This window comes from Vibrio kyushuensis (assembly GCF_050337325.1).
GTDB lineage: Bacteria > Pseudomonadota > Gammaproteobacteria > Enterobacterales > Vibrionaceae > Vibrio > Vibrio kyushuensis.
The window spans coordinates 1,248,947-1,269,226 of record NZ_JAKJSV010000002.1; the positions used below are offsets into that span (position 1 = coordinate 1,248,947).

Below are 20,280 nucleotides of genomic sequence, written 5' to 3' on the forward strand. Positions count from 1 at the left end.
TAAGTCAGCCGCAAAACGTCAAAATCAACTTATACATTCATGAGACAAACGACATTTATATGATCCTGTTTCCAATGTTTTCATCAGCGCTATTTGCATTTCCAATTATTTTGAGAACTAAATAAATTCAGCGAATAGAAAAGCCTAATATTGAGTCAGTTAAAAGAGGTGTTTTTGGTTATAATTCACAACACGATTTTATTCATTGATGGTCATAATGCCTCTCTATCTTTCTAGAGTTTCACTATTCATTAGCTTATTGCTTCTAAGCACAGCGTCTTCGTGTTTTGCGAATCAAATAAGCGAGCTTAACGTTGAGAACAGCATTGATTTGGTTAAAGTCGATAAATCGAAGAGACGTATGTACCTAATAAAGCATGACGTTATTGTGCATGAATTTCGAATTGCGCTGGGTGCAAGGCCAAAAGGACACAAACTTTGGGAAGGCGATCAAAGAACGCCTGAAGGAACTTACCTACTCGACTTTGTTATTGATGAGTCGGCTTTTTATCGCTCTATCCACATAGATTACCCAAACCAAACGGACATAAACTGGGCTCAGCATAAAGGGATAGATCCTGGTGGCGATATTAAAATTCATGGATTGAAAAATGGTGACCAACGCAGGCCAGAGTACATTCAAAGCTTTGATTGGACCAATGGCTGCATTGCTATTACTAATGACGAAATGGATATATTGCTAAGCATAGTCAAAGCAGGCACACCAATACTAATTGAGTGGTAAAAGAAAGGCTGCCTGGAGTGGCAGCCATTCTACATGGTCCAAATAGAACAATGATTAACTGTTATTTACGTAAAGCGTTGAGCTTTGCCTGAGCAATACCATAAACGGTGTCAATCGGGTAACTCCCTTCATCACTCGCAGTACCCGCTACCTTGCCTGTAAATATCTCAATCGCTTCGGTGACATGATCGATGGCCCAGATATGGAATTCACCTTTATCGACCGCTTTCACGATGTCAGGCCTTAGCATCAAGTTATGCATATTTGAACGTGGAATAATGACCCCTTGTTCATTCGTTCGCCCTTTAATTTTACAGACATCAAAGAACCCTTCGATTTTCTCGTTAACGCCACCGATAGGTTGAGATTCACCAAACTGGTTCATCGAGCCTGTGATTGCGATATCTTGTCGGTTAGGTTGCTTTGAAAACGCTGAAACGACGGCACAAAACTCAGCCATACTCGCACTGTCTCCATCAACACCCCCATACGATTGTTCAAACGTAATGTTGGTCGTTAAGGGGACTTTGGCCGTTTTACCAAAGACCGAAGATAGATACGCAGTTAATATCATCACCCCCTTAGAGTGAATGCTGCCACCAAGGTCAACACTTCTTTCAATATCAATGACTTCGCCTTCACCGTACGCGGTCGTTGCCGTGATGCGATTTGGCGCGCCAAACATATGATCACTGGTACTCAGCACAGATAGCGCATTAACCTGCCCTACTGCTACACCATCAGTACGAATGAGGGTTGTGCCGTTGATAAAGCTTTCCATGACGCCATCTTGAAGACGACTGACCCGCATGACTTGGTTACTTAGCGCTTCTTCTACATGGCTTGCACGAATCATATTTGAGTTCGCTTGACGCGAAACATAGTTAGACTCTCGAATGAGATTGGCAATACTTGCAGAGTGAAGAGACAACTTAGTTTGATCACCCGCTAATCGAGAACTGTGTTCTATGATTCTTGCAATCGCTTTACGATCACAGTGAAGTAAGTTGTTGTCATGAATGATACTTGAAATAAACCGAGCGTAATGAAGCTCAGCATCTTCCGTTCTTGTCATTTCGTCTTCAAAATCTGCAGTTACTCGAAACAGTTCGCTAAATTCCGGATCGTAATGCTGCAGCAGTTGATACGTTCGATGATCCCCAAAAAGAATGATTTTAACATCCAATGGAATAGGCTCAGGATCAAGAGAGACAGCACCAGTGAGGGTGACCTCTTTTTCAAGCGACGTTAAGCTCAATTGTCTAGCGCGTAATGCACGTTTAAGCCCATCCCACACATAAGATTGCTCTAGAACCTTTTGCGCATCCATTAATAGCACGCCGCCATTGGCCTTGTGCAAACTCCCCGGTCTGATCAATGAAAAGTCAGTAAACACTGTGCCTTTGAATGTCGCGGTTTCAATATAGCCAAACAGCGAGTGATAGTTAGGGTTCTCTTCGACAACGATTGGAAAGTCATCATCATTGCGACTAACAAGAACGTTTACTTTGTATCGTCTAGGGAGCTTTTTATCCAAAGATGCAGTTGCAATTTCACCCTGTTCCATTGCTTCATCTAAGAATATGTCTGCATTCTCAACGATATCTTTTTGTAACTCAGTTAAATACGATTTGATCATCGAATAACTGCTGTAATCGTGTTTTAGCTGTTTAATGAAGTGGGTAATGACATCTAATGTTACGTCATCGTTCAGCTTCTTAATCTTTTCGCTGTACGATTCTTCCCATTCCGTTAACTGACGAACCATCGAGCGTAACTCAATTTCAAGTTCATCAATCGCATCTCCAAAGTCATCCTGTTCTTTCTGGCTCAACTCTTCAAATGACTCTTCGCTGTGTAGCTCTTCGCCATCCATTGCGACAAACTGATAATCACCTTGAGTGGTCAGCGTAAGGCTAATCCCTTTTTCTTTCGCCCTAGCGCCTATTTTATCAAGTTCTATCTGCTGCTTATCAGCCAGTTGATTCTTTAATTTTTCAGCTCTTGAAATGTACATTTCATTGTCAAAGGCAAGAGGCATTGCATTGACCAGTTTGGTCATTAGCTTTTCAATATCTTGCTTTAGCTTAGCGCCAACACCAGATGGCAACTTAAGTACCTTTGGCGTACGAATATCTTCAAAGTTAGCAACGTAACACCAATCAAACATGGCATCTGCATCGTGCTTATGACGATTTAGATAACGCAGTATCATTGTGCGTTTACCTAGCCCATTTTGTCCAATAGCGTAGATGTTATAACCTTTCTCCTTTATGGACATGGCAAACTCTACCGCTTTTTGTGCTCTCTTCTGACCAACGATCTCATCAATGGGAGCCAGTTCTTTGGTCGATTTACAAGGCAACTGCTCTAATAAAGCCGTGTTATAGAGTTGCTCAGAGTTCAATCTTTGAATCGCCATCACTACCTCCTTGGTTGTTATTATTCTGCTATCAAATTCAGTTTAGATGCATTTAATTGAATTTTTAGTGACTTACGCCCAAATCACGTTCAACTGAACAAATATCCATCAATCTCAGTCAATTAGGTCATCATTAAAGAAAAGTTGGAGCGAAAACTTCCGCATTGACCCTCTTGCAATTGGTAATGAATATCATTTACACTAAATCAAGAGCAATTAAAAAGGGAACGGGATGGACATTCAACACTGCTGGCGAGCCTATCAAAAAGCGGAATTGCTATTAGCCCAAGGGCATTGGCCAGAAGCGTATCATTTGTTTGATAACGTACTTCACTACATGCCGTCCCACATTAATGCCTCTATTTATCAAGATAATATGGAACCATGTCAATTTGTCGCTCTTATCTCTACACTTCGAGATTCTGCCATTGCGCAATCTAAAGTCTTAACGAAAATGGGCCGACATCAATGTGCATTTCATGTTCTTAACCAATGCTATTGCCAGTTGCAGTTCATTTCTATTGAGGAGTGCCCTTTGGTCATTAAGACGCTCAGCATCATTAATAAATATGGTGAAGACTTGGTATCTCATATCAGTCAGTTTTGCGCATCACAGCGTAATGCACAGTGGATGCTTGAACTCGACACACTACAACGATCACATCACTATTTTAGTCAGATTAAAATGGCTTCAGGCAAACAGACCATAAGTCAGTCTATTAATTAATATGCAAGATTGAACATATACTCCTACACTTAGAAAGTGTTACCGATTTTCGGTTTGGCCGCCGGAGTAAAAACGCCGCAAGGACGCGGCGTTTTTTTCTTTAATCACTGCTATTACAAACCGCTTAACTGCTCCCTCACTCTGCATGATCCAAAAGATCTTTTTTCGATCTATTTACAATGTAAACTGCTGTGCTCCTGTGCTCTGATGTCTAATTACGATACTTGTATTTCGGTTATAGAGAAATACCACGGTGCGTTAGAAATCTGTACACTCCTAGTTTCCGCAGTTAAAATGCAATTCTATGAAATAGCTGTCCATAATTTGTCTATAAATGACTAAACTCTAAGATGATGCAATCAATGAATAAGCGCTCAAAGCTAACCCCCTTCTCTGCAGATATAGATCACTTAGAACTGCCTACACGCTTTACCTTTCCATATTATTATTCACCTCACCCGCTTGCTTTGGCAGCAATTGAGGAGCTTCAACAGTACTTAGAAACACAAAATGACTGGCAACATGATTTCTCATGCGAAGGGAAAATGTTTGCAGTTCTAGTCGTACAAACGGAACAAGGCGAGCTTGGCTATCTATCATCATTTGCTGGTTATCTATCTAATGCCAAAACCGCCGCAAGTACTCCAGATTCTTTTGTTAATAACATTTGTCATCATACGAATTTAAACTCTGAGATATCACTCAAAGAAGCCGAGATAAAAGATAAAAAATTCCACATCAAAACCTTAGAAAACAAGAAGGAATTCAAAACTTTAAAGTTAAGCCTACTAACATCCAATAAGCAGGCCGATGTTGAAATTAGTCGTTTTCAAGCCCAAATAACACAAAACAAAGAAAATCGAAAACAGCTACGGAATCAAGCTGAATCCAAGCTAGCCTCTAATTTAATTTCAGAAATTGAACGCCAGGAACTAAATCAGAGAATTAAAGATCTTGGCAATCAATCTAGTCATGAAAAAAGAGCTTTTAAGTCACTAAAACAGAAATGGAAGCAAACAGTTATCGACATCTCAAACCAAGTCGATACACATTTGGCAGTGATCAGTGCTCAGAAAGTTGCTTGTGACCTTTTATCTAAATCTCTAGAAACCCATAAACAGAAGTCTTGTCGATTCTTAAATCAGCTCGGTCAGTCAAAAAGCTTACATGACCTATTTAATTCACAAGACTCTGATAAAGCACAAATACCTATAGCGCAGTCGAGCGAAGAGAACTTAACTAAGCTATTACAATCAGCGTTTCAATTTGGTTATACACCTTTAGCGCTCGGCGAATTTTGGTGGGGCGCATCACCATACGATCAAATCCGTCAGCATAAAAACCTCTACCCTGTTTGCCAAAGTAAGTGCTTTGAGATCATCGAGTACATGCTACAAGGAATAGATACAGATAAAAGTCCGCTTGAGCAAACTCCTTCATTAGATAAAGAATTAGAGTTTGTATATGAAGACGATGCTCTTGTCGTCGTGAATAAGCCCGCTGAATTCCTATCGGTCTCAGGTAAATACATCAGTGATTCTGTTCTTGCACGCATTCAAAAGCGTTACCCAAACGCAACAGGTCCATTGCTTGTGCATCGTCTAGACATGTCGACATCTGGCCTACTTGTTTTCACCTTGACCGCTGAGACGAATAAACATGTCCAACGACAGTTTATTGAACGCACTGTTGAGAAACGTTACACCGCCTTGCTTGAAGGGAATGTTGAACATGAGATGGGAGTGATAAAACTCCCTCTACAAGGTGATATGGAAGATAGACCAAGGCAAATGGTCCACCATAAAAACGGGCGATCAGCAGAAACTCGCTATCAGGTGATCTCAACAGAAAATAGCCGCACCAGAGTGCATTTATACCCTAAAACAGGCCGAACCCATCAGCTAAGGGTTCACTGTGCTCATCAAGCCGGTTTAAACACGCCAATTGTTGGCGATGATTTGTATGGTTTTAAAGACGATCGATTGCATTTACATGCGGGTTATTTGAAACTCCTCCACCCAGTGACCAATCAAGAAATAGAGTTTGAAGTGCCTGCAGAGTTTTGATTAACTGTATGGCTATAAATCTGAGCACATCAACGTGTATAAGTGCCAAGAGTGGCGTTGTGAGAAGAAGTTTCATCATACTTAATGAGACTTCTTCTGATTACTTTGTTCGTTACTTGTCTTCTTCTAGGACAAGCAATGTTGAAATACCATCAACTCATTATCAGCGAATCGCATACACTTCTATTGCGGGGTAAAACTCTCTGTCGCAGAGTTATTTACATCACGAAGCATATAAATACCAAGCAAAACAAACCATGCAATTTGTCCTAATCCAAAAATTGCACCTAAGTCAGTGAAGGCGGGAATGATAGTTAATAGACCCGCACAACCAACGACTAAACCAACGTAATTCACTGCTTTAGATAATACTGAATGCCTTATCGCAACCCAGCTAATTAGTAGAACCCAAATACCTCCAACAACTTCTACACCACCACCAATCGCATCTTGTAATATTCCTAACACTTCCCATATATAGAGCGCTTGCTTAGGGTCTGCTTCAAGAATTTGAGCTACATTACCTAGGCCAATACTCGCAATCATCCCACTAGAAATAACCATGCCTGACCAGATAAATGCAAGAACAGAGGCAATATTAATCGTAGAAGGTGAATGTGATTTCAAATGCTCATGTAACGCAGTTGCGAGAACCACGAGGACAATTCCAAAAACCACATATATAAACAAGTACCACAATTGCAGTATTAAAAGATTTTCCACCTCAAAAGTTAATCTCTCAATGCGTGACATCGTCGCCGCGTCTTCCGGAGACAAGAAGGTAATTAGCACAGCAAAACCTACAATGTAGGCCAATGCTTCGATTAACGCGGCTATTCCGCCTAATTTTTGAAGTTTCACTTGTTGCTCCTAGAGTATCTAAAAAAGAAACTAGCGCTTTGTAGCACATTTCCGTCTATTAGTTAGTCACATCGTGGAAGCTAGAAATCAGGAAATCAAGTGAAGTAAGCAAGTTATGAGGGTTTGGTGACCGAATTACATATCAATACTTAGGTCGAGGTATCGCATCTACGCCTTACAAACTAGTTTATAGACCAAAATTTCTTTCACCCGCCTTTCGCAATAGCTCATTTGTTTAGGTCCACACAACCGCAATTAACTCAGTAACGGTTTTCGATAGCAAACAACCATAATTAGAAGACAGGGAATTAATACGACCAAGCTGTAATGGAAATAGAATGCATACGCTACCGATGTGCATGCAAACACACTCGGAACAATCAGTTTATGGAATGTCGTTAACCGAACCGCCATATATAGACCAAGCGCAGAGTTCAGCCCTAACCAAGCTAAAGAAATCCACCCACTAACAGAAAGCTGAGTAAGAAATGGAACACGTATTAAAGCATGCCCGCGAATAGCTGATGCCATATCCATTGCTAAGTATATGCTTACTCCGATACACAACCCTGCCACGATGGGCTTAGTCACATTTGACTTGATGAGCAATAGCATTGTAGGAATAAGCAAACTGTGTGTGATAATTGATCGATGGCTTGATATGCCTATCCATTCTAAACTTAACTTTGGTATATGCAGACCTAGATAAGTAAAAAGCAAAAATATAGGGATAAGAAGAAAGTGACTCATAGAAGAACCCGACTAGATTATGAATAAGATAGCGTTGGTATTGTATAGAAAACTACAATGGGGAACATTTATAGTTGAAGTTAACATTCTTATGTCAAAATCAGATAAATAATTAGTTTCTCTCAGATCGTACAGATACCTAACGTCGAGGATCAATGGTGACTTAAGTCTAATGTTCACTCCTACGCTCATTAATCGAAATACATCTAGTAGACTAATTTAATGATGAAATAAAAAGAACCGCAACAAAGCGGCTCTATATTATTAATAAATTAACATTATTTACATCTTATAACATAAATAATAAATCACACTAACGTCACAGTGTCGTAGTTATTAACTTGTTATCATTTTCACTTCGGTGGCGTACCTTCAGCATTGGAAATAATAGCATCGATTTGTAACAAAGCATTCATCGGTATATCAGACACACCGATAACTGTTCTTGCTGGTAGTTTATTATTAAAATACGTCGTGTAAATATCATTTACAGCGCCAATATCTGTGATATCTCTAAGCTGAATATTTATTTTTACTGTGTCATCCATAACATGACCAACACTTTCCACAATCGCTTTAATATTTTCTAAACATTGTCTAGTTTGTTCATTTATTCCACCTTCGACAAGTTCATTAGTGGCTGGTTTTACTGGCAACTGAGCGGCGATGTGATTGTAATGGGAAAAAGCGACAGTTTGTGTGTGTAACGGATTAATTGGGGCGTTATCTGTATTATTCGCTCGGATAACAATACCATGTCTATCTTCAACCGCTTGAGGTGGTGTCCCATCACCGTGTGAAACAACAGCGTCAATTTGCACTAACGCATTCATCGGAAGATCTGACACGACAGCCGTGGTTCGAGCAGGCATATATCCTACTGTTCTAGCAATAGCTGAATCAGGGAAGAATGTAGTATAAGCTTTGTTTACAGCTTCAATATCAGTAAGATCTTTAACGTAAACATTAAGTTTAACGATATCATCAAACGGAACGTCAATACTTTCCAAAATTGCTTTGGTGTTTGTTAAGCACTGTTTCGTTTGCTTCTCGATTCCACCTTCTACAATCGCATTAGTTTTTGGGTCGATAGGCAGTTGAGCAGAAATATTGTTATAGTGAGAGAAGGCAACTGAGTGTGTTGACATTGCATTCAACGGTGCATTTTCTGTATTTTTTGATAGTTTAATTAAGTCACAAGGCGCTTGTGGTGTCGTGCCTTCGCCATTCGAAATCACTGCATCAATTTGGACTAGTGCGTCGCTCATAGGCAACGCAGCGATCGCCACGATTGTTCGCGTAGGTAAGTGATTTGGGAAGAATGATGCGTATACTTCCTCAACCGTATCTATGTCTGAGATACTCTTAAGGAAAACATTAATTTTGACCACATCGTCCATAACATGATCGACACTTTCGACAATTGCTTTAATATTGGTTAAGCACTGATCTATCTGCTTTTTTAACCCACCAACAACGATTTGGCCACTTTTCGGGTCTATAGGAAGTTGGGCCGAAATATTATTATAATGAGAAAATGCAACTGACTGTGTAGAGAGCAAGCATATTGGCGCATTCTCCGTATTTCTTGAGTTCTTAATTATAACGCTACTCATATCGACACTATCCTTTTATATTGTATAGAAATACGCACTAATTAAAGAGCATATTATATTTTAAAGAATGATTAAATCAGCGTCATAATAAGTTAATTATTTTCTATCAAGTGTGATGCGCATCGTAATATCATTTCACTAAAGACACCCTAAGAACAGGATAAATAGTCACATAGAGATTAATTATCCAACCTTTTCGGTAAATCAAAGCTTAATTTGATACTTGATTTACAAATAATTCTTTTATAGTGAATATAATCCCAACGAATAATATTGATACATAGACTAATTTATCTCTATATTGATACTCGCTTCACAATATTCTAGCGTAAAGTCTCTATGCAGCGATATTGACTCGCTATTTATGCTGATTTGAGTGCATAAATTATTTATATAGATAAAAAAGAGTGCCTATGAAGGGCACTCTTGGTGTGTAACAAATGTTTGTAAGCTAGATTACAGGTTATCTAGTCGGATATGACTATTTTTAAGATCATCTTGTGTCATTCCTGTGCCATTGTTTAGTTCGTCGAAATGACGCAACAATTCCGTAATACCTTCGATTGACGCTAATAGATCACCGGTATGCGCCGATTCAGATGAAGTATGCATATTACGAATAGGATAACCAATAGTAATAGCTGCACTATCAACCCCAGCAAGAGCTGCCGCCATCCCATCGGTTCCCATATCACGACCAGAAAAGTCGAGTTGATACGGGATATCCTTCTCTCGACACACGTTTTCTAGTGTTTGAACTAAAAACTCAGAGGCAACTGAACCGCGACCAATCGTAAAGCCGTTACCCATCTTCAAAGGGTTCATGTTACGGCTTCCAATTCCAGGGGCCGCTTCATAGTCATGATTAACGTCTGTTGCAATCAGAACATCAGGCTTTAGCTCTCCGACCAACTGTGTTGAACCAAAACGGCCAATCTCTTCATGGGTTGCAATGGTATACAACACTCGAACATTTTCTAAATTTTCGTTGGCTAACGTACGGGCTATTTCAGTTACAGAGAAACAACCTAAACCATTATCAAGATAGGCACCGTAGAAAGTATCTGCCGCTACGCCACGCTTAATTGGGCGATCCAGTAAGATAGGATCGCCAGCACGCAAGCCAAGAGCTTCAACTTGGGCTTTACGGTCATCACCATGCATGTGCAGCTCTAGATAAATAGATTCAGGTTTGATGCCCTCTTTACCCGTTCGCTGAGAAGGGCTTGAGAAATGAATGGCACCTAACGCTTCAACCGTACAGCCATCAATAACCTTATACGATCCGACTTTATTTGGGTCTTGGCAAAAGACTTTAACTTCATGCCCAATCAAAGTGGTTGGTAAAAAAGAGTCCGTGTTGATCCACACTTTTCCATCGCTATCTATTTTACGTACTTGCATGCGGATTTTATCGGCATGACCAACAATCATTACGCTGGTAAGATCGTCACGACCCGGGTGAGAATCAAATACTAGACTTGCGTTGGCTTTAAACTGGTGGATACCCCAGCTTTTTGGCATGAAAGATTCGAACTCAGGCTTTATGACTCCATAGCTCATCGCCGCTTCAAATCCGATTGGTGAAGGCGATGCCAATACCGTTGACATAAACTCAAATTGATCTTGAGGCATTGGTGAATTCCAAACCTGATCTAGCTGGCTGCTACTGCTTTCTGTGCTCATTGGCTACTCTACAATCCATTTTCAACTTCTACTGAGCTAATGACTGCGCCCAATAACTTCAGCCCGTTATCATAGAGTAATTTGAGCTACAACAATTTGATATGAAACCGTTAATTCAATCATCGTGTGAATTTATTGTGGCGTAATAAGCGTTGAATTGATCCTATTTGATTAGAACCAACCAAAATAAAAAGAGCCGCATAATGCAGCCCTTTTTGAGTTTAAACGTCATGTATTAGTTACTAGTTTTCAATATAATCGACCACTTCCAAACCAAATCCAGAAAGAGCGTGGTACTTTTTGCTAGCCGATGAAAGTAGGTTCATCTTCCTTACTCCCAAGTCAGCTAAGATCTGAGAACCAACTCCAACTTGACGAGAAGTGTGCAGCTTCTTCTTCGGTGAAGTGCTTTGGCCGTTATCTAGCGCTTCAAAATATTTCACACGATTGATAACCGAATCGCTCTTCTCTTCATGACCTAGAATCACTAGCACTCCGTTATCACTGGCGATTTTTTCCATCGCAGATTGAAGTGACCATGAGGGCGATTGCTCACGTTGAGAATGCAAAATATCAGTGAAAGTATCTTGCAAGTGAACACGGACATTCGTTGGACCTGTTGAAACATCACCTTTTTGCAGAGCATAGTGTATTTGGTTATCCACCGTATCGCGATAGGTCACCATGTTAAACTCACCAAATTCAGTCGGTAGCTTACACTGCGCAATACGTTCAATCGTTGTTTCAGTATTGTTTCTATACTCGATAAGATCAGCAATCGTACCCAGTTTAATTCCATGCTTTTCAGCAAAGACTTCCAATTGTGGACGACGCGCCATTGTGCCATCTTCATTTAGAATCTCTACGATGACCGAAGCCGGTTCAAACCCTGCAAGGCGGGCCAAATCACAACCCGCTTCCGTATGTCCTGCGCGTACTAACACCCCGCCATCTTTTGCTGCTAATGGAAATATATGTCCCGGCTGCACCAAATCTAATGGCGTCGCTTGCTTTGCGACGGCTGCTTGAACTGTCACGGCGCGATCTTCCGCTGATATACCAGTAGTGACACCTTCTGCGGCTTCAATTGAAACCGTAAATGCTGTTGCCCAAGGTTCTGTTGGATTTTGTACCATAGGGAAAAGTTGTAGATCGTTACAACGCTGCTTGGTCATGGTCAAACAAATCAACCCGCGACCGTGTGTTGCCATAAAGTTGATATCTTGCGCAGTGACATGTTCCGCTGCCATCATGATATCGCCTTCATTTTCACGATCTTCATCGTCCATCAAGATAACCATCTTACCTTGTCGGTAATCTTCAATAACTTCTTTAATATTGCTAATTGCCATGATTCTTTTACCTATTCTTTTCGGTGACTAAAGCCCAAACACCGTCTTATTTAACCGTGATTAGTACTCTTTAAACAGGCGATTAAGCGCCTTCAGCCAGTTGTTCGATGAATGCGATACTTTGAGTGAGAACCGCTGAAATGTCTTGAATGCTTTCTGGTGAACGACCACGGATCGGAAATGAATCTTTACGGCGATACATACGAAGTGGCTTCTCTATACTAAAAGAAATATCTCTTTGATTAAGTGACGAAACTATTCCTTTGAAGTTAACAATGCCCTCTCCTAGCGCTGGAAAAGTAAACTTATCGTCATGAACTTGCACATCTTTCACATGAAAGTGCTGACAAAATGGCATGGCGATTTTCGCTTCTTCGCTTGGGCTTAAATTGGGGACGAGCGACACGGAGTTACCCGGATCAAAATTGAGTGCCAAGGCTGGGTGTGCGACTTCAGACAAAATACGGATACCATCATCAGCACTCGCAAATGCGTTGAAATTGTGGTCTCCACCATTTTCAATACAGATAACACAACCATGCACTTCTGCATAAGGCGCTAATACCTTCAAATTGTTCACGATTGTTTGGCGCTCAGCAATTGAGCCTGTACACGTGTTTAGATACTTCACCCCCAACTTTTGCGCAAAACTAATACGCATTTTGAACTCTTCAAGTGCGTCAGGTGAAGCCAGGTTCATCGTGCAACCAAGGGCGTCTGAGTGTAAACCTTCTTTTTCCATCAGTGCGTAGAGATATTGCGCGTGATTGGCTGAAAACATATCACTGTCAAGCTGGCCGACGTAGCCCTGATTGAATGCAAACTCGACCTTGTTAACACCCAATGATTTGATAATTTTTAGAGACGTTTTTAATTCGTGACCGTCAAATATTGCGGTATTGATCGCCAATCTATCTAAAATACTCATCGCTAAAATCCTTAATAAGCGGTATCTATCTCGAAATACTTTTATATGTAAATAATTGAAATACAAATTGGTATCGAATAAAAAAAGCCAATCACACTCTGTTTTCACAGGTCGTGTGATTGACGACAGGACTAACTGTTAAATTTACTATTCGCTATTTCAAGTAACTGAACATAACCCGATGCGTTCCAAGCGGTTCGACCAACGAACACACCATCAATGTTGGGTTGGTCCAGCAGGTTAGATGCATTATCTAAGTTAACGCTTCCGCCATACAAAAGCGTGATAGCATCTGCCAAATCAGCACCATACAATTCTCTGAGTTCACGTCGAATCGCAAAATGCATCGATTCGGCTTCTTGGGAGGTGGCCGGAATACCATTTTCTCCAATCGCCCAGATCGGCTCATAAGCGATGATGACTTGAGGAACTTGATGGTCAGGCACTTCGTATAACGCTATCTTAACCTGCTTTAAGACCGCTTCACGAGAGACGCCCCAACGCTTCTCTTTTCCACTGTCGCCCACACACACTAAAGGCGTTAAACCGTGCCTTAATGCAGAATGAACCTTAAGATTAACGGTTTCATCGGTTTCGCCGAATTGAGCTCTACGTTCTGAGTGACCAATCTCAACAATACTCGCCCCACAGTCTTTGAGCATGAGTGGTGATATTTCTCCGGTGAAAGCCCCCTCATCTTGCCAGCACATGTTCTGTGCCCCCACTTTCATGACACTGGCATCTAAAGCACTACTCACCGCAGAGATATACGGGAATGGTGGAATAACAAATGGTTGAAGTTGGGGATGAAGCTTGTTTACTCTCGGTAAAACTGCGCTTGCCCAAGCCTGCGCAGATTCACTGTCTTTATTCATCTTCCAACTGGTGCCTACCCAGAGTTTTTTCATGCGGCTACCTGCTCAGTCGCAAATTCACACATAAACTCAAGGATAAACGCCATGGATACCGCACCTGGATCTGGGTGACCTAATGAACGCTCGCCCAACGTTTTCGCTTTACCTGTTGTTGCAATCATATCTTTGGTCGCTTCAACGCCTTGGTGCGCGGCTTTAACGATGGCAGGCAATGTATCGCTAAGATCACCAGTGTGCTTCTCAGACTCTTTAACCGCTGCAACAAGTGCATCAATCATGGTCTTGTCACCCGGTTTGGCACCACCACGCTCATAAACAGCGTGCAGACCTGCTGCTAAGAAAGTCGCCAATGTAGGTGTGTCTAGAACCGTAGCGCCTTTAATCGCCTTTGCACCAGAACGAAACAGCGTACCGAAGATAGCGCCTGAAGCACCGCCCATCGTAGCCATCATGGTTGAACCTATTTTCAGCAATAATTTACTTACGTCTTGCGGCTCATAATCACTTTCCAATAACTCGGCTACGGCCTTGAAACCACGCTCCATGCCAATGCCGTGATCGCCATCGCCAATTGTTTGGTCAAATTTGGTTAATACCGGCTCACTTGCCACCATTTTATGGGCTACATGAGTCATCATATTTTTTGCTGTTAATGCGTCCATTTCTATTTCCTTAATGCAAGTGATTCACACGGTAAGTCGTACAATTCTTTTAGCTCGTCATCAAGCTTGAGAAGCGTTAATGAGTAACCAGACATCTCTTGAGAGGTGCAGTAATTTCCGACAAGAGTGTCGTGAATTTTAATGCCTTTCTCAGCCAGTAATTTGTGAGCTTGACGCGTCGCTATTAGCAGTTCCATATACGTTGAAGCGCCAAGGTTATTCACCAGCAAACACACTTCATCATTCGCTTGATACGGTAAATCTAGACACAATTGCTCCACCAACTTCTCGACAACGGCATCAGCAGATTGCATTTTCTCTCTAGATACGCCCGGTTCGCCGTGAAGACCCATTCCGATTTCAAGTTCGTCATCAGGCAGCTCAAAGTTGAAGGTATTAGTTTGAGGTACAGACCCAGCAGAAAGGGCAACACCCATTGAGCGAGTGTAATCACGTGCACGCTCTGTCACCTCGACGATTTTGTCGAAGTCGTCGTATTTTTCTGAAGCAGCACCCGCTATTTTAAGGACATATAGGTCGCCTGCTGTACCACGTCGCTCTTGAATCTTCTCGATAGGCGCAGAAGCAACATCATCCCAAACACGAATGGTGTGCGTTTTGATATCGTCATCATCGGCAAGCTCAGCCGCAATATCGAAGTTCATGTTATCGCCAGCGTAGTTACCGTAGATATAGATAACGCCTTTATCGTTATTGACCGCTTCAGTCGTTTGTAAAATAACGTTCGGGGGCGGCGCAGCAAATATATCGCCTAACGCGGCAGCATCAGCCAAACCTTTACCGACATAACCTGCGAACAATGGTTCGTGACCACTGCCACCGCCCGTTAATATCGCTACCTTGTTACTTGGGTAATCGGTACGAATGGCAGCAGTAATGCCCGGTAGACCTTCCAGTTTTCCGCTCATTGCCGCTAGCATGCCTTCAAATTGCTCTTTCGCGACATTCATTGGATCATTAATTAACTTCTTAGGCTTTCTCATTGCGTTCACCATTAATATCTCGTCTATTCAGTTAGTTAAGCGTTCTTCTGATAGCTATTCGCCATCTTAACGGTCAGTTTCAGTGCATTTTCCATTGCCGGAATAGAAGCGATATTTTTCCCGTAGATATCAAATGCTGATCCATGGTTCGCTGTTGCGATAGGAATTGGAATACCGCCTTGCACCGTAACACCGCGGTCAAAGCCCATCATTTTTAAAGCAATGGCGCCTTGATCGTGATACATAGAAACAATCGCGTTTAAGTTCTGTTTTTCAACCGCCCACATAGTCGTGTCACCAGGGAATGGACCACACGCTTGAATCCCTTTTTGCTTAGCTTTTTCAATTGCAGGAGAAATAGTTACGATCTCTTCGTCACCAAACAAGCCGCCTTCACCGCCGTGTGGGTTAAGTGCTTGAACGGCAATTTTAGGCTCTTCAAACCCAGCAGATTTCAATGTATTGTTCATCAGCTCAATGGTTTCTAATACCGTATTAACGGTTAGATTATCGACCACGTTTTTAAATGGGATATGAGACGTTACACGCCCAGCCCAAATGTCATCAACAACGTTGATTTCACAACCGAACCCTTTAAAGCCTGTCAGTTCTGCAAACCATGAAAGCTCGTCACGGTGTTGAAGCCCAGCTATATGCATCGCTTGCTTATTCAATGGTGCAAAGCAAATACCGTGTGTTTTGTGCGCTAGAGTTAAGTCGACGGCGATCTTTAAAGTTTCAAGTACGTACGTTCCACCCTGCTCTGTTGCCACGCCATATTCGATAGGGGTCGTATGAGAGCTTGTGAACTTCAGCAGTACTGGCTTGCCTGACTCAAAATTCGCGTCTTCAAATCGCTCTACCACATCGTATTCAAACGATACCTGTGCGATGTCCATCCCTTTTCGTAGCTCGCACTCATCAGCAATGATCAGAATATTGCTAAGTTCACGACTCGACTGTTGATTTAGTACTTTTGCTGCAACCTCTGGGCCGATGCCTGAAGGGTCGCCTAATACGAGAGCAATAGTTGGTTTAGTCATTATTAAAATCCTTGTACGTTAGTTGTATACATAATCTACGAATCCAACAGACAGCGCTGGAACATATGTCGCTAGTAGAAGTACTACGAACAACACACCAATAAAGAGAACATTGACTTTGGTTACTTGCCAGATATCACGTTTCGCAATAGAACATGCCGTGATTAATACACTCGCTACTGGCGGTGTTTGTTGACCAATAGAGATGTTAAGCGCCAGCATGATGCCAAAGTGAATCGGGTCGATGCCTAGCTCATGAATAAGTGGAAGAACAATAGGTACCGTTAAGATGATTGCTGCTGCGCCGTGTAGGAAGATACCGACAATAAGTAGCATGATGTTTAGCATCATCAGTACAACGTATTTGTTTTCAGAAATACTTAAGATACCTGCTGCCATCGCCTGCGGTACTTCTTGCTCGGTAAGGAACAAACCCAGTACTGCAGAAGTCGCGACAAGTAACATAACAACCGATGTACCCGTAACACCTTCAAGTGCTGCTTTGTAGAACAGCTTCAGATCCATTTCTCGGTAAATGAAGACACTGATAACCAGCGCTAGAAGAACTGCGATACCCGCCGCTTCTGTTGCCGTCATAAAGCCAGACATGATGCCGCCAAGAATCGCAACTGGAAGTGTCAGAGCCCAAAAAGCGTCTTTAAAAGAAGACCATAATTTACGTAAGCTAAACGACTCTTCACGGGGTAGATCGTATTTCACCGCGTAGTAGTAACACACGCCAAACATACCTGCTGCGCCTAACAATCCAGACAAAATACCTGCAACAAAGAGTTGAGAAATAGAAACATCGGCCATCGCACCGTAAATAATTAGAGGCAAAGAAGGAGGAATGATGACGGCAAGGGATGCAGATGACGACGTTACCGCAGCAGAAAAGCTACCTGAATAACCACGTTTTTTCATCGCAGGAATCAAGATTGAGCCTAGCGCCGCAACATCCGCAACCGCAGAGCCTGAAATCTCAGCAAAGATCATTGAAACGCCGACGTTAACCATAGACAGGCCACCGCGTACGAAACCAACAATCGAGTTTACGAAATTGATAAGGCGAAGCGAAATACCACCCGTATTCATTAATGCACCCGCAAAAACAAACAGTGGAATCGACAATAGAGTAAATTTAGACCCGCCTTCAAACATGGCTAAGGCCGCGTTGTAGATAGCATCCATGTCTGAAGTAAGTACCATTCCGACAACGGCGACAGCACCAATAGCAACACCGATTGGTACATTGATCATCACCAATCCGATCAAACAAGCTAAAACGATTAATGCACTCATTTCACAGCCTCCATAACTTCTTTCATCTCTTCCTTGGCATCACGTATCGCTTCTTCAATCTCTTCTTCTTCACGAGTCGAACCTTTACAGACCAAAGCCCAAGCTTGAGGGAGCGAACACAACTGCGCGATCACAAATAAAACAGCACCAATCGGGAGTGCAGATTGAGCAAATGCTAATGTAATAAAATCAAGACTGGTGAGGGTTTCATCACCAAAGATTTGAAGGATGTAATAGCTAGCCCATGCAATCACAACAAAGAAACCAATAACGATGACTTCGCTGAGTATGAAAATAGATTTTCTAGCCACTGGGGTCATTTTTGCGACTAAGCCGCCAAAGCCCATATGTGCACGCTTTAACGCACACAACGCCGAACCGTAGAAGGTTAGCCAAGCCAATAGAATTGCAGAAACTTCATCATACCAATACAATGAAGCCCCGCTAAAACGGGAAAAAACCGCCACAATAATGATGGCGCTAAGAGAAAGCAGTATCGTCATAGATATAGCGATAAGGACTTTTTCTAACATATTTGAAATGGTATTTATGCCAGCAAGAAAAGACATCATAACCCCTCGCAAAATTACAGAAAAAATCACAGCTTGCTCTGTCTAGCAAGCTGTGAGGACGATGGTTTACTCAGCAGTTTCCATCGCGATGGTTAGCATGGCTAAACCATTATTTACGTTCTCTACAAAGTCATCGTAGATAGGTTGGCTTGCATCAACGAACGCTTTACGGTCAGCAACGTTCAGTTCCATACCACCTGCAACTAACTTATCTCTAAGCTCGCCTTCCAGTCTTGACGCTTCTTTGTAACCCCATTGCTGAGCATTTTTTGAAGCATCTTCAATGATTGTGCGAACTTCTTGTGGTAGTTTTCCGTAATGGCGAGAGCCGGCAGTTAGGTATGCTGGTGTGTACACGTGGTTTGTTACACTGACATAGCCTTGTACTTCATGAAGCTTCGCTGCATAGATGTTGGTGTACGGGTTTTCTTGACCGTCGATAACACCTGTTTGCAGACCAATGAAAACTTCACTAAAGCTCATTGGCGTTGGGTTAGCACCCCAGTTCTTAAACATTTTCACGCGCCATGAACTGTTTGGCGTACGAATTTTCAGGCCTTGTAGATCTTCAGGAGTATTGATTGGGCGTTTAGCATTTGTGATGTTACGGAAACCATTTTCCCAGAAACCAATGACTTGGTAGCCTTTCTTTTCAGCCGCAGGAGCAATGTATGGCCAAAATACTTTCTCTTCGATTTTAGCTACGTGCTCACGGTCAGAGACTAAGAACGGCAGTTCAAAAAGCGCCATTTCTGAAACGTGTGTCGGCAATGTCGATGTTAACAACGCCAAATCAACGGTGCCTAACTTCAGTTTCTGTTGAACGTCTTTATCTTTACCTAGTTGCGCAGCACCAAAGAATTTCATGCTGTAGTCGATACCAGCTTTCTTAAACTCTTCGTTTGCGTATTCAGTGAAGTACTGAGTAGTGTTGTATTGAAGTGATCCAAGTTGTGCGCTAGTCGCCACTTTTAAATCTTTCGCTAAAACAGCAGACGACATCAGCGAGGTTAATGCGATTGTTGTATATGTAATTGTTTTATTTTTCATTGTTTTATCCACGTTATTCCATTAATCAGTTTGTTATTGGGGGTAATAATCCACGTTATGCAATAAACTCTTTCTCTATCTCCTTGATTCTATTTACCTTCGGGGTTGATGGTCCATCGGTGAACTCGGCGTCTAACCACGTATCAAGAATGGTTTTAGCTAACTCTTGACCTATTACGCGAGATCCCATCGTAATGATTTGTGCATCATTACTTTTTCTTGCTCGTTCCGCTGAAAAGGTGTCGTGACAAAGCGCCGCGCGAATACCTGGTACCTTATTGGCCACAATCGACACACCTATTCCAGTGCCGCATAAAATAATGCCTCTAGCGTGCTTCCCTTCTGCTACCGCTACACTGACTGTTTTTGCGATGTCAGGGTAAAGCTCGGCTTTTTCTGGGTTCACGCCATAATCAACGTACTCAATTCCTTTTGCAGTTAAATGCTCTTTTAAGCACTCTTTTAAATCTACTGCTGCATCATCACATCCAATCGCTATCATATCTTCTTCCAACGTTCATTTGAGCACTACAAGTTACAAATGATATTGCACTTATTCTTTTGAACATGACATATTCTCATTACACAAATGAGATTTCGATCACTTGAATTTAGCAAA

18 protein-coding genes are annotated in these 20,280 nt (G+C 41.9%); 3 read left to right on the plus strand and 15 right to left on the minus strand.

The features are described 5' to 3' along the window. Window positions 1-217 precede the first annotated feature (217 nt). Window positions 218-745 (plus strand): L,D-transpeptidase family protein, encoded by a 528-nt coding sequence (locus L4D20_RS05565; protein WP_428800548.1) that lies wholly within the window; start codon window positions 218-220, stop codon window positions 743-745. A 61-nt stretch (window positions 746-806) separates the two neighbouring features. Here the strand turns inward: L4D20_RS05565 and L4D20_RS05570 are convergent, their stop codons facing one another. Next, entirely contained in the window at window positions 807-3,167 is a 2,361-nt protein-coding gene (locus L4D20_RS05570) for a Lon protease family protein (RefSeq protein WP_428800549.1), read from the minus strand. Between the two features lie 232 nt (window positions 3,168-3,399). Here L4D20_RS05570 and L4D20_RS05575 point away from each other — a divergent pair, with 232 nt between their 5' ends. Together L4D20_RS05575 and L4D20_RS05580 are read left to right on the plus strand one after the other, a co-directional pair. After that, window positions 3,400-3,894: a hypothetical protein gene (locus L4D20_RS05575; RefSeq protein ID WP_428800550.1), complete on the plus strand. Its 495-nt coding sequence runs from the start codon at window positions 3,400-3,402 to the stop codon at window positions 3,892-3,894. 350 nt (window positions 3,895-4,244) lie between these two features. After that, window positions 4,245-5,960: an RluA family pseudouridine synthase gene (locus tag L4D20_RS05580; protein WP_428800551.1), complete on the plus strand. Its 1,716-nt coding sequence runs from the start codon at window positions 4,245-4,247 to the stop codon at window positions 5,958-5,960. Window positions 5,961-6,143: 183 nt separating this feature from the next. Here L4D20_RS05580 and L4D20_RS05585 read toward each other — a convergent pair whose 3' ends face one another. From L4D20_RS05585 to rpiB, 14 genes are all read right to left on the minus strand, one after another. Continuing rightward, window positions 6,144-6,821 (minus strand): hypothetical protein, encoded by a 678-nt coding sequence (locus L4D20_RS05585; protein ID WP_428800552.1) that lies wholly within the window; start codon window positions 6,819-6,821, stop codon window positions 6,144-6,146. 255 nt (window positions 6,822-7,076) lie between these two features. After that, a complete protein-coding gene (locus L4D20_RS05590) occupies window positions 7,077-7,412 on the minus strand; it encodes a hypothetical protein (RefSeq protein ID WP_428800553.1) in 336 nt (111 codons plus the stop codon). Window positions 7,413-7,924: 512 nt separating this feature from the next. Next, on the minus strand, window positions 7,925-9,187 hold the full coding sequence (locus L4D20_RS05595; protein WP_428800554.1) for a Rid family hydrolase: 1,263 nt from the start codon (window positions 9,185-9,187) through the stop codon (window positions 7,925-7,927). A 456-nt stretch (window positions 9,188-9,643) separates the two neighbouring features. Continuing rightward, window positions 9,644-10,873, minus strand: coding sequence for a M20/M25/M40 family metallo-hydrolase (locus L4D20_RS05600; protein WP_428800555.1), 1,230 nt, complete (start codon window positions 10,871-10,873; stop codon window positions 9,644-9,646). Window positions 10,874-11,115: 242 nt separating this feature from the next. Next, window positions 11,116-12,225 (minus strand): bifunctional 3,4-dihydroxy-2-butanone-4-phosphate synthase/GTP cyclohydrolase II, encoded by a 1,110-nt coding sequence (ribBA, locus tag L4D20_RS05605; protein WP_428800556.1) that lies wholly within the window; start codon window positions 12,223-12,225, stop codon window positions 11,116-11,118. A gap of 82 nt (window positions 12,226-12,307) precedes the next feature. Then, entirely contained in the window at window positions 12,308-13,153 is an 846-nt protein-coding gene (locus L4D20_RS05610) for a sugar phosphate isomerase/epimerase family protein (protein ID WP_428800557.1), read from the minus strand. A gap of 131 nt (window positions 13,154-13,284) precedes the next feature. Then, entirely contained in the window at window positions 13,285-14,061 is a 777-nt protein-coding gene (locus L4D20_RS05615) for a triose-phosphate isomerase (protein WP_428800558.1), read from the minus strand. Further along, complete coding sequence (gene dhaL / locus L4D20_RS05620) at window positions 14,058-14,690, minus strand: dihydroxyacetone kinase subunit DhaL (RefSeq protein ID WP_428800559.1); 633 nt, start codon at window positions 14,688-14,690, stop codon at window positions 14,058-14,060. The genes L4D20_RS05615 and dhaL overlap by 4 nt, the downstream gene beginning before the upstream one ends. A 2-nt stretch (window positions 14,691-14,692) precedes the next feature. Continuing rightward, on the minus strand, window positions 14,693-15,694 hold the full coding sequence (locus L4D20_RS05625; RefSeq protein WP_428800560.1) for a dihydroxyacetone kinase subunit DhaK: 1,002 nt from the start codon (window positions 15,692-15,694) through the stop codon (window positions 14,693-14,695). A 35-nt stretch (window positions 15,695-15,729) separates the two neighbouring features. Then, window positions 15,730-16,737: a 4-hydroxythreonine-4-phosphate dehydrogenase PdxA gene (locus L4D20_RS05630; RefSeq protein ID WP_428800561.1), complete on the minus strand. Its 1,008-nt coding sequence runs from the start codon at window positions 16,735-16,737 to the stop codon at window positions 15,730-15,732. Between the two features lie 18 nt (window positions 16,738-16,755). Then, entirely contained in the window at window positions 16,756-18,039 is a 1,284-nt protein-coding gene (locus tag L4D20_RS05635) for a TRAP transporter large permease (protein WP_428800562.1), read from the minus strand. Continuing rightward, window positions 18,036-18,611, minus strand: a complete 576-nt coding sequence (locus L4D20_RS05640) for a TRAP transporter small permease (RefSeq protein WP_428800563.1) — start codon at window positions 18,609-18,611, stop codon at window positions 18,036-18,038. The genes L4D20_RS05635 and L4D20_RS05640 overlap by 4 nt, the downstream gene beginning before the upstream one ends. Before the next feature lie 66 nt (window positions 18,612-18,677). Continuing rightward, complete coding sequence (locus L4D20_RS05645) at window positions 18,678-19,661, minus strand: TRAP transporter substrate-binding protein (protein WP_428800564.1); 984 nt, start codon at window positions 19,659-19,661, stop codon at window positions 18,678-18,680. A gap of 55 nt (window positions 19,662-19,716) precedes the next feature. Continuing rightward, window positions 19,717-20,163, minus strand: a complete 447-nt coding sequence (gene rpiB, locus L4D20_RS05650; RefSeq protein ID WP_428800565.1) for a ribose 5-phosphate isomerase B — start codon at window positions 20,161-20,163, stop codon at window positions 19,717-19,719. Between the last annotated feature and the right edge of the window lie 117 nt (window positions 20,164-20,280).

Excerpts from the sequence above, each read along its gene's own strand:
- L4D20_RS05645 (WP_428800564.1), bottom strand. The coding sequence starts at position 19,661 with ATGAAAAATAAAACAATTACATATACAACAATCGCATTAACCTCGCTG.
- L4D20_RS05610 (WP_428800557.1), bottom strand. The coding sequence starts at position 13,153 with ATGAGTATTTTAGATAGATTGGCGATCAATACCGCAATATTTGACGGT.
- rpiB (WP_428800565.1), bottom strand. The coding sequence starts at position 20,163 with ATGATAGCGATTGGATGTGATGATGCAGCAGTAGATTTAAAAGAGTGC.
- L4D20_RS05630 (WP_428800561.1), bottom strand. The coding sequence starts at position 16,737 with ATGACTAAACCAACTATTGCTCTCGTATTAGGCGACCCTTCAGGCATC.
- L4D20_RS05575 (WP_428800550.1), top strand. The coding sequence starts at position 3,400 with ATGGACATTCAACACTGCTGGCGAGCCTATCAAAAAGCGGAATTGCTA.
- L4D20_RS05595 (WP_428800554.1), bottom strand. The coding sequence starts at position 9,187 with ATGAGTAGCGTTATAATTAAGAACTCAAGAAATACGGAGAATGCGCCA.
- dhaL (WP_428800559.1), bottom strand. The coding sequence starts at position 14,690 with ATGGACGCATTAACAGCAAAAAATATGATGACTCATGTAGCCCATAAA.
- L4D20_RS05600 (WP_428800555.1), bottom strand. The coding sequence starts at position 10,873 with ATGAGCACAGAAAGCAGTAGCAGCCAGCTAGATCAGGTTTGGAATTCA.
- L4D20_RS05615 (WP_428800558.1), bottom strand. The coding sequence starts at position 14,061 with ATGAAAAAACTCTGGGTAGGCACCAGTTGGAAGATGAATAAAGACAGT.
- L4D20_RS05625 (WP_428800560.1), bottom strand. The coding sequence starts at position 15,694 with ATGAGAAAGCCTAAGAAGTTAATTAATGATCCAATGAATGTCGCGAAA.
- L4D20_RS05640 (WP_428800563.1), bottom strand. The coding sequence starts at position 18,611 with ATGATGTCTTTTCTTGCTGGCATAAATACCATTTCAAATATGTTAGAA.
- L4D20_RS05635 (WP_428800562.1), bottom strand. The coding sequence starts at position 18,039 with ATGAGTGCATTAATCGTTTTAGCTTGTTTGATCGGATTGGTGATGATC.
- ribBA (WP_428800556.1), bottom strand. The coding sequence starts at position 12,225 with ATGGCAATTAGCAATATTAAAGAAGTTATTGAAGATTACCGACAAGGT.
- L4D20_RS05580 (WP_428800551.1), top strand. The coding sequence starts at position 4,245 with ATGATGCAATCAATGAATAAGCGCTCAAAGCTAACCCCCTTCTCTGCA.
- L4D20_RS05565 (WP_428800548.1), top strand. The coding sequence starts at position 218 with ATGCCTCTCTATCTTTCTAGAGTTTCACTATTCATTAGCTTATTGCTT.
- L4D20_RS05570 (WP_428800549.1), bottom strand. The coding sequence starts at position 3,167 with ATGGCGATTCAAAGATTGAACTCTGAGCAACTCTATAACACGGCTTTA.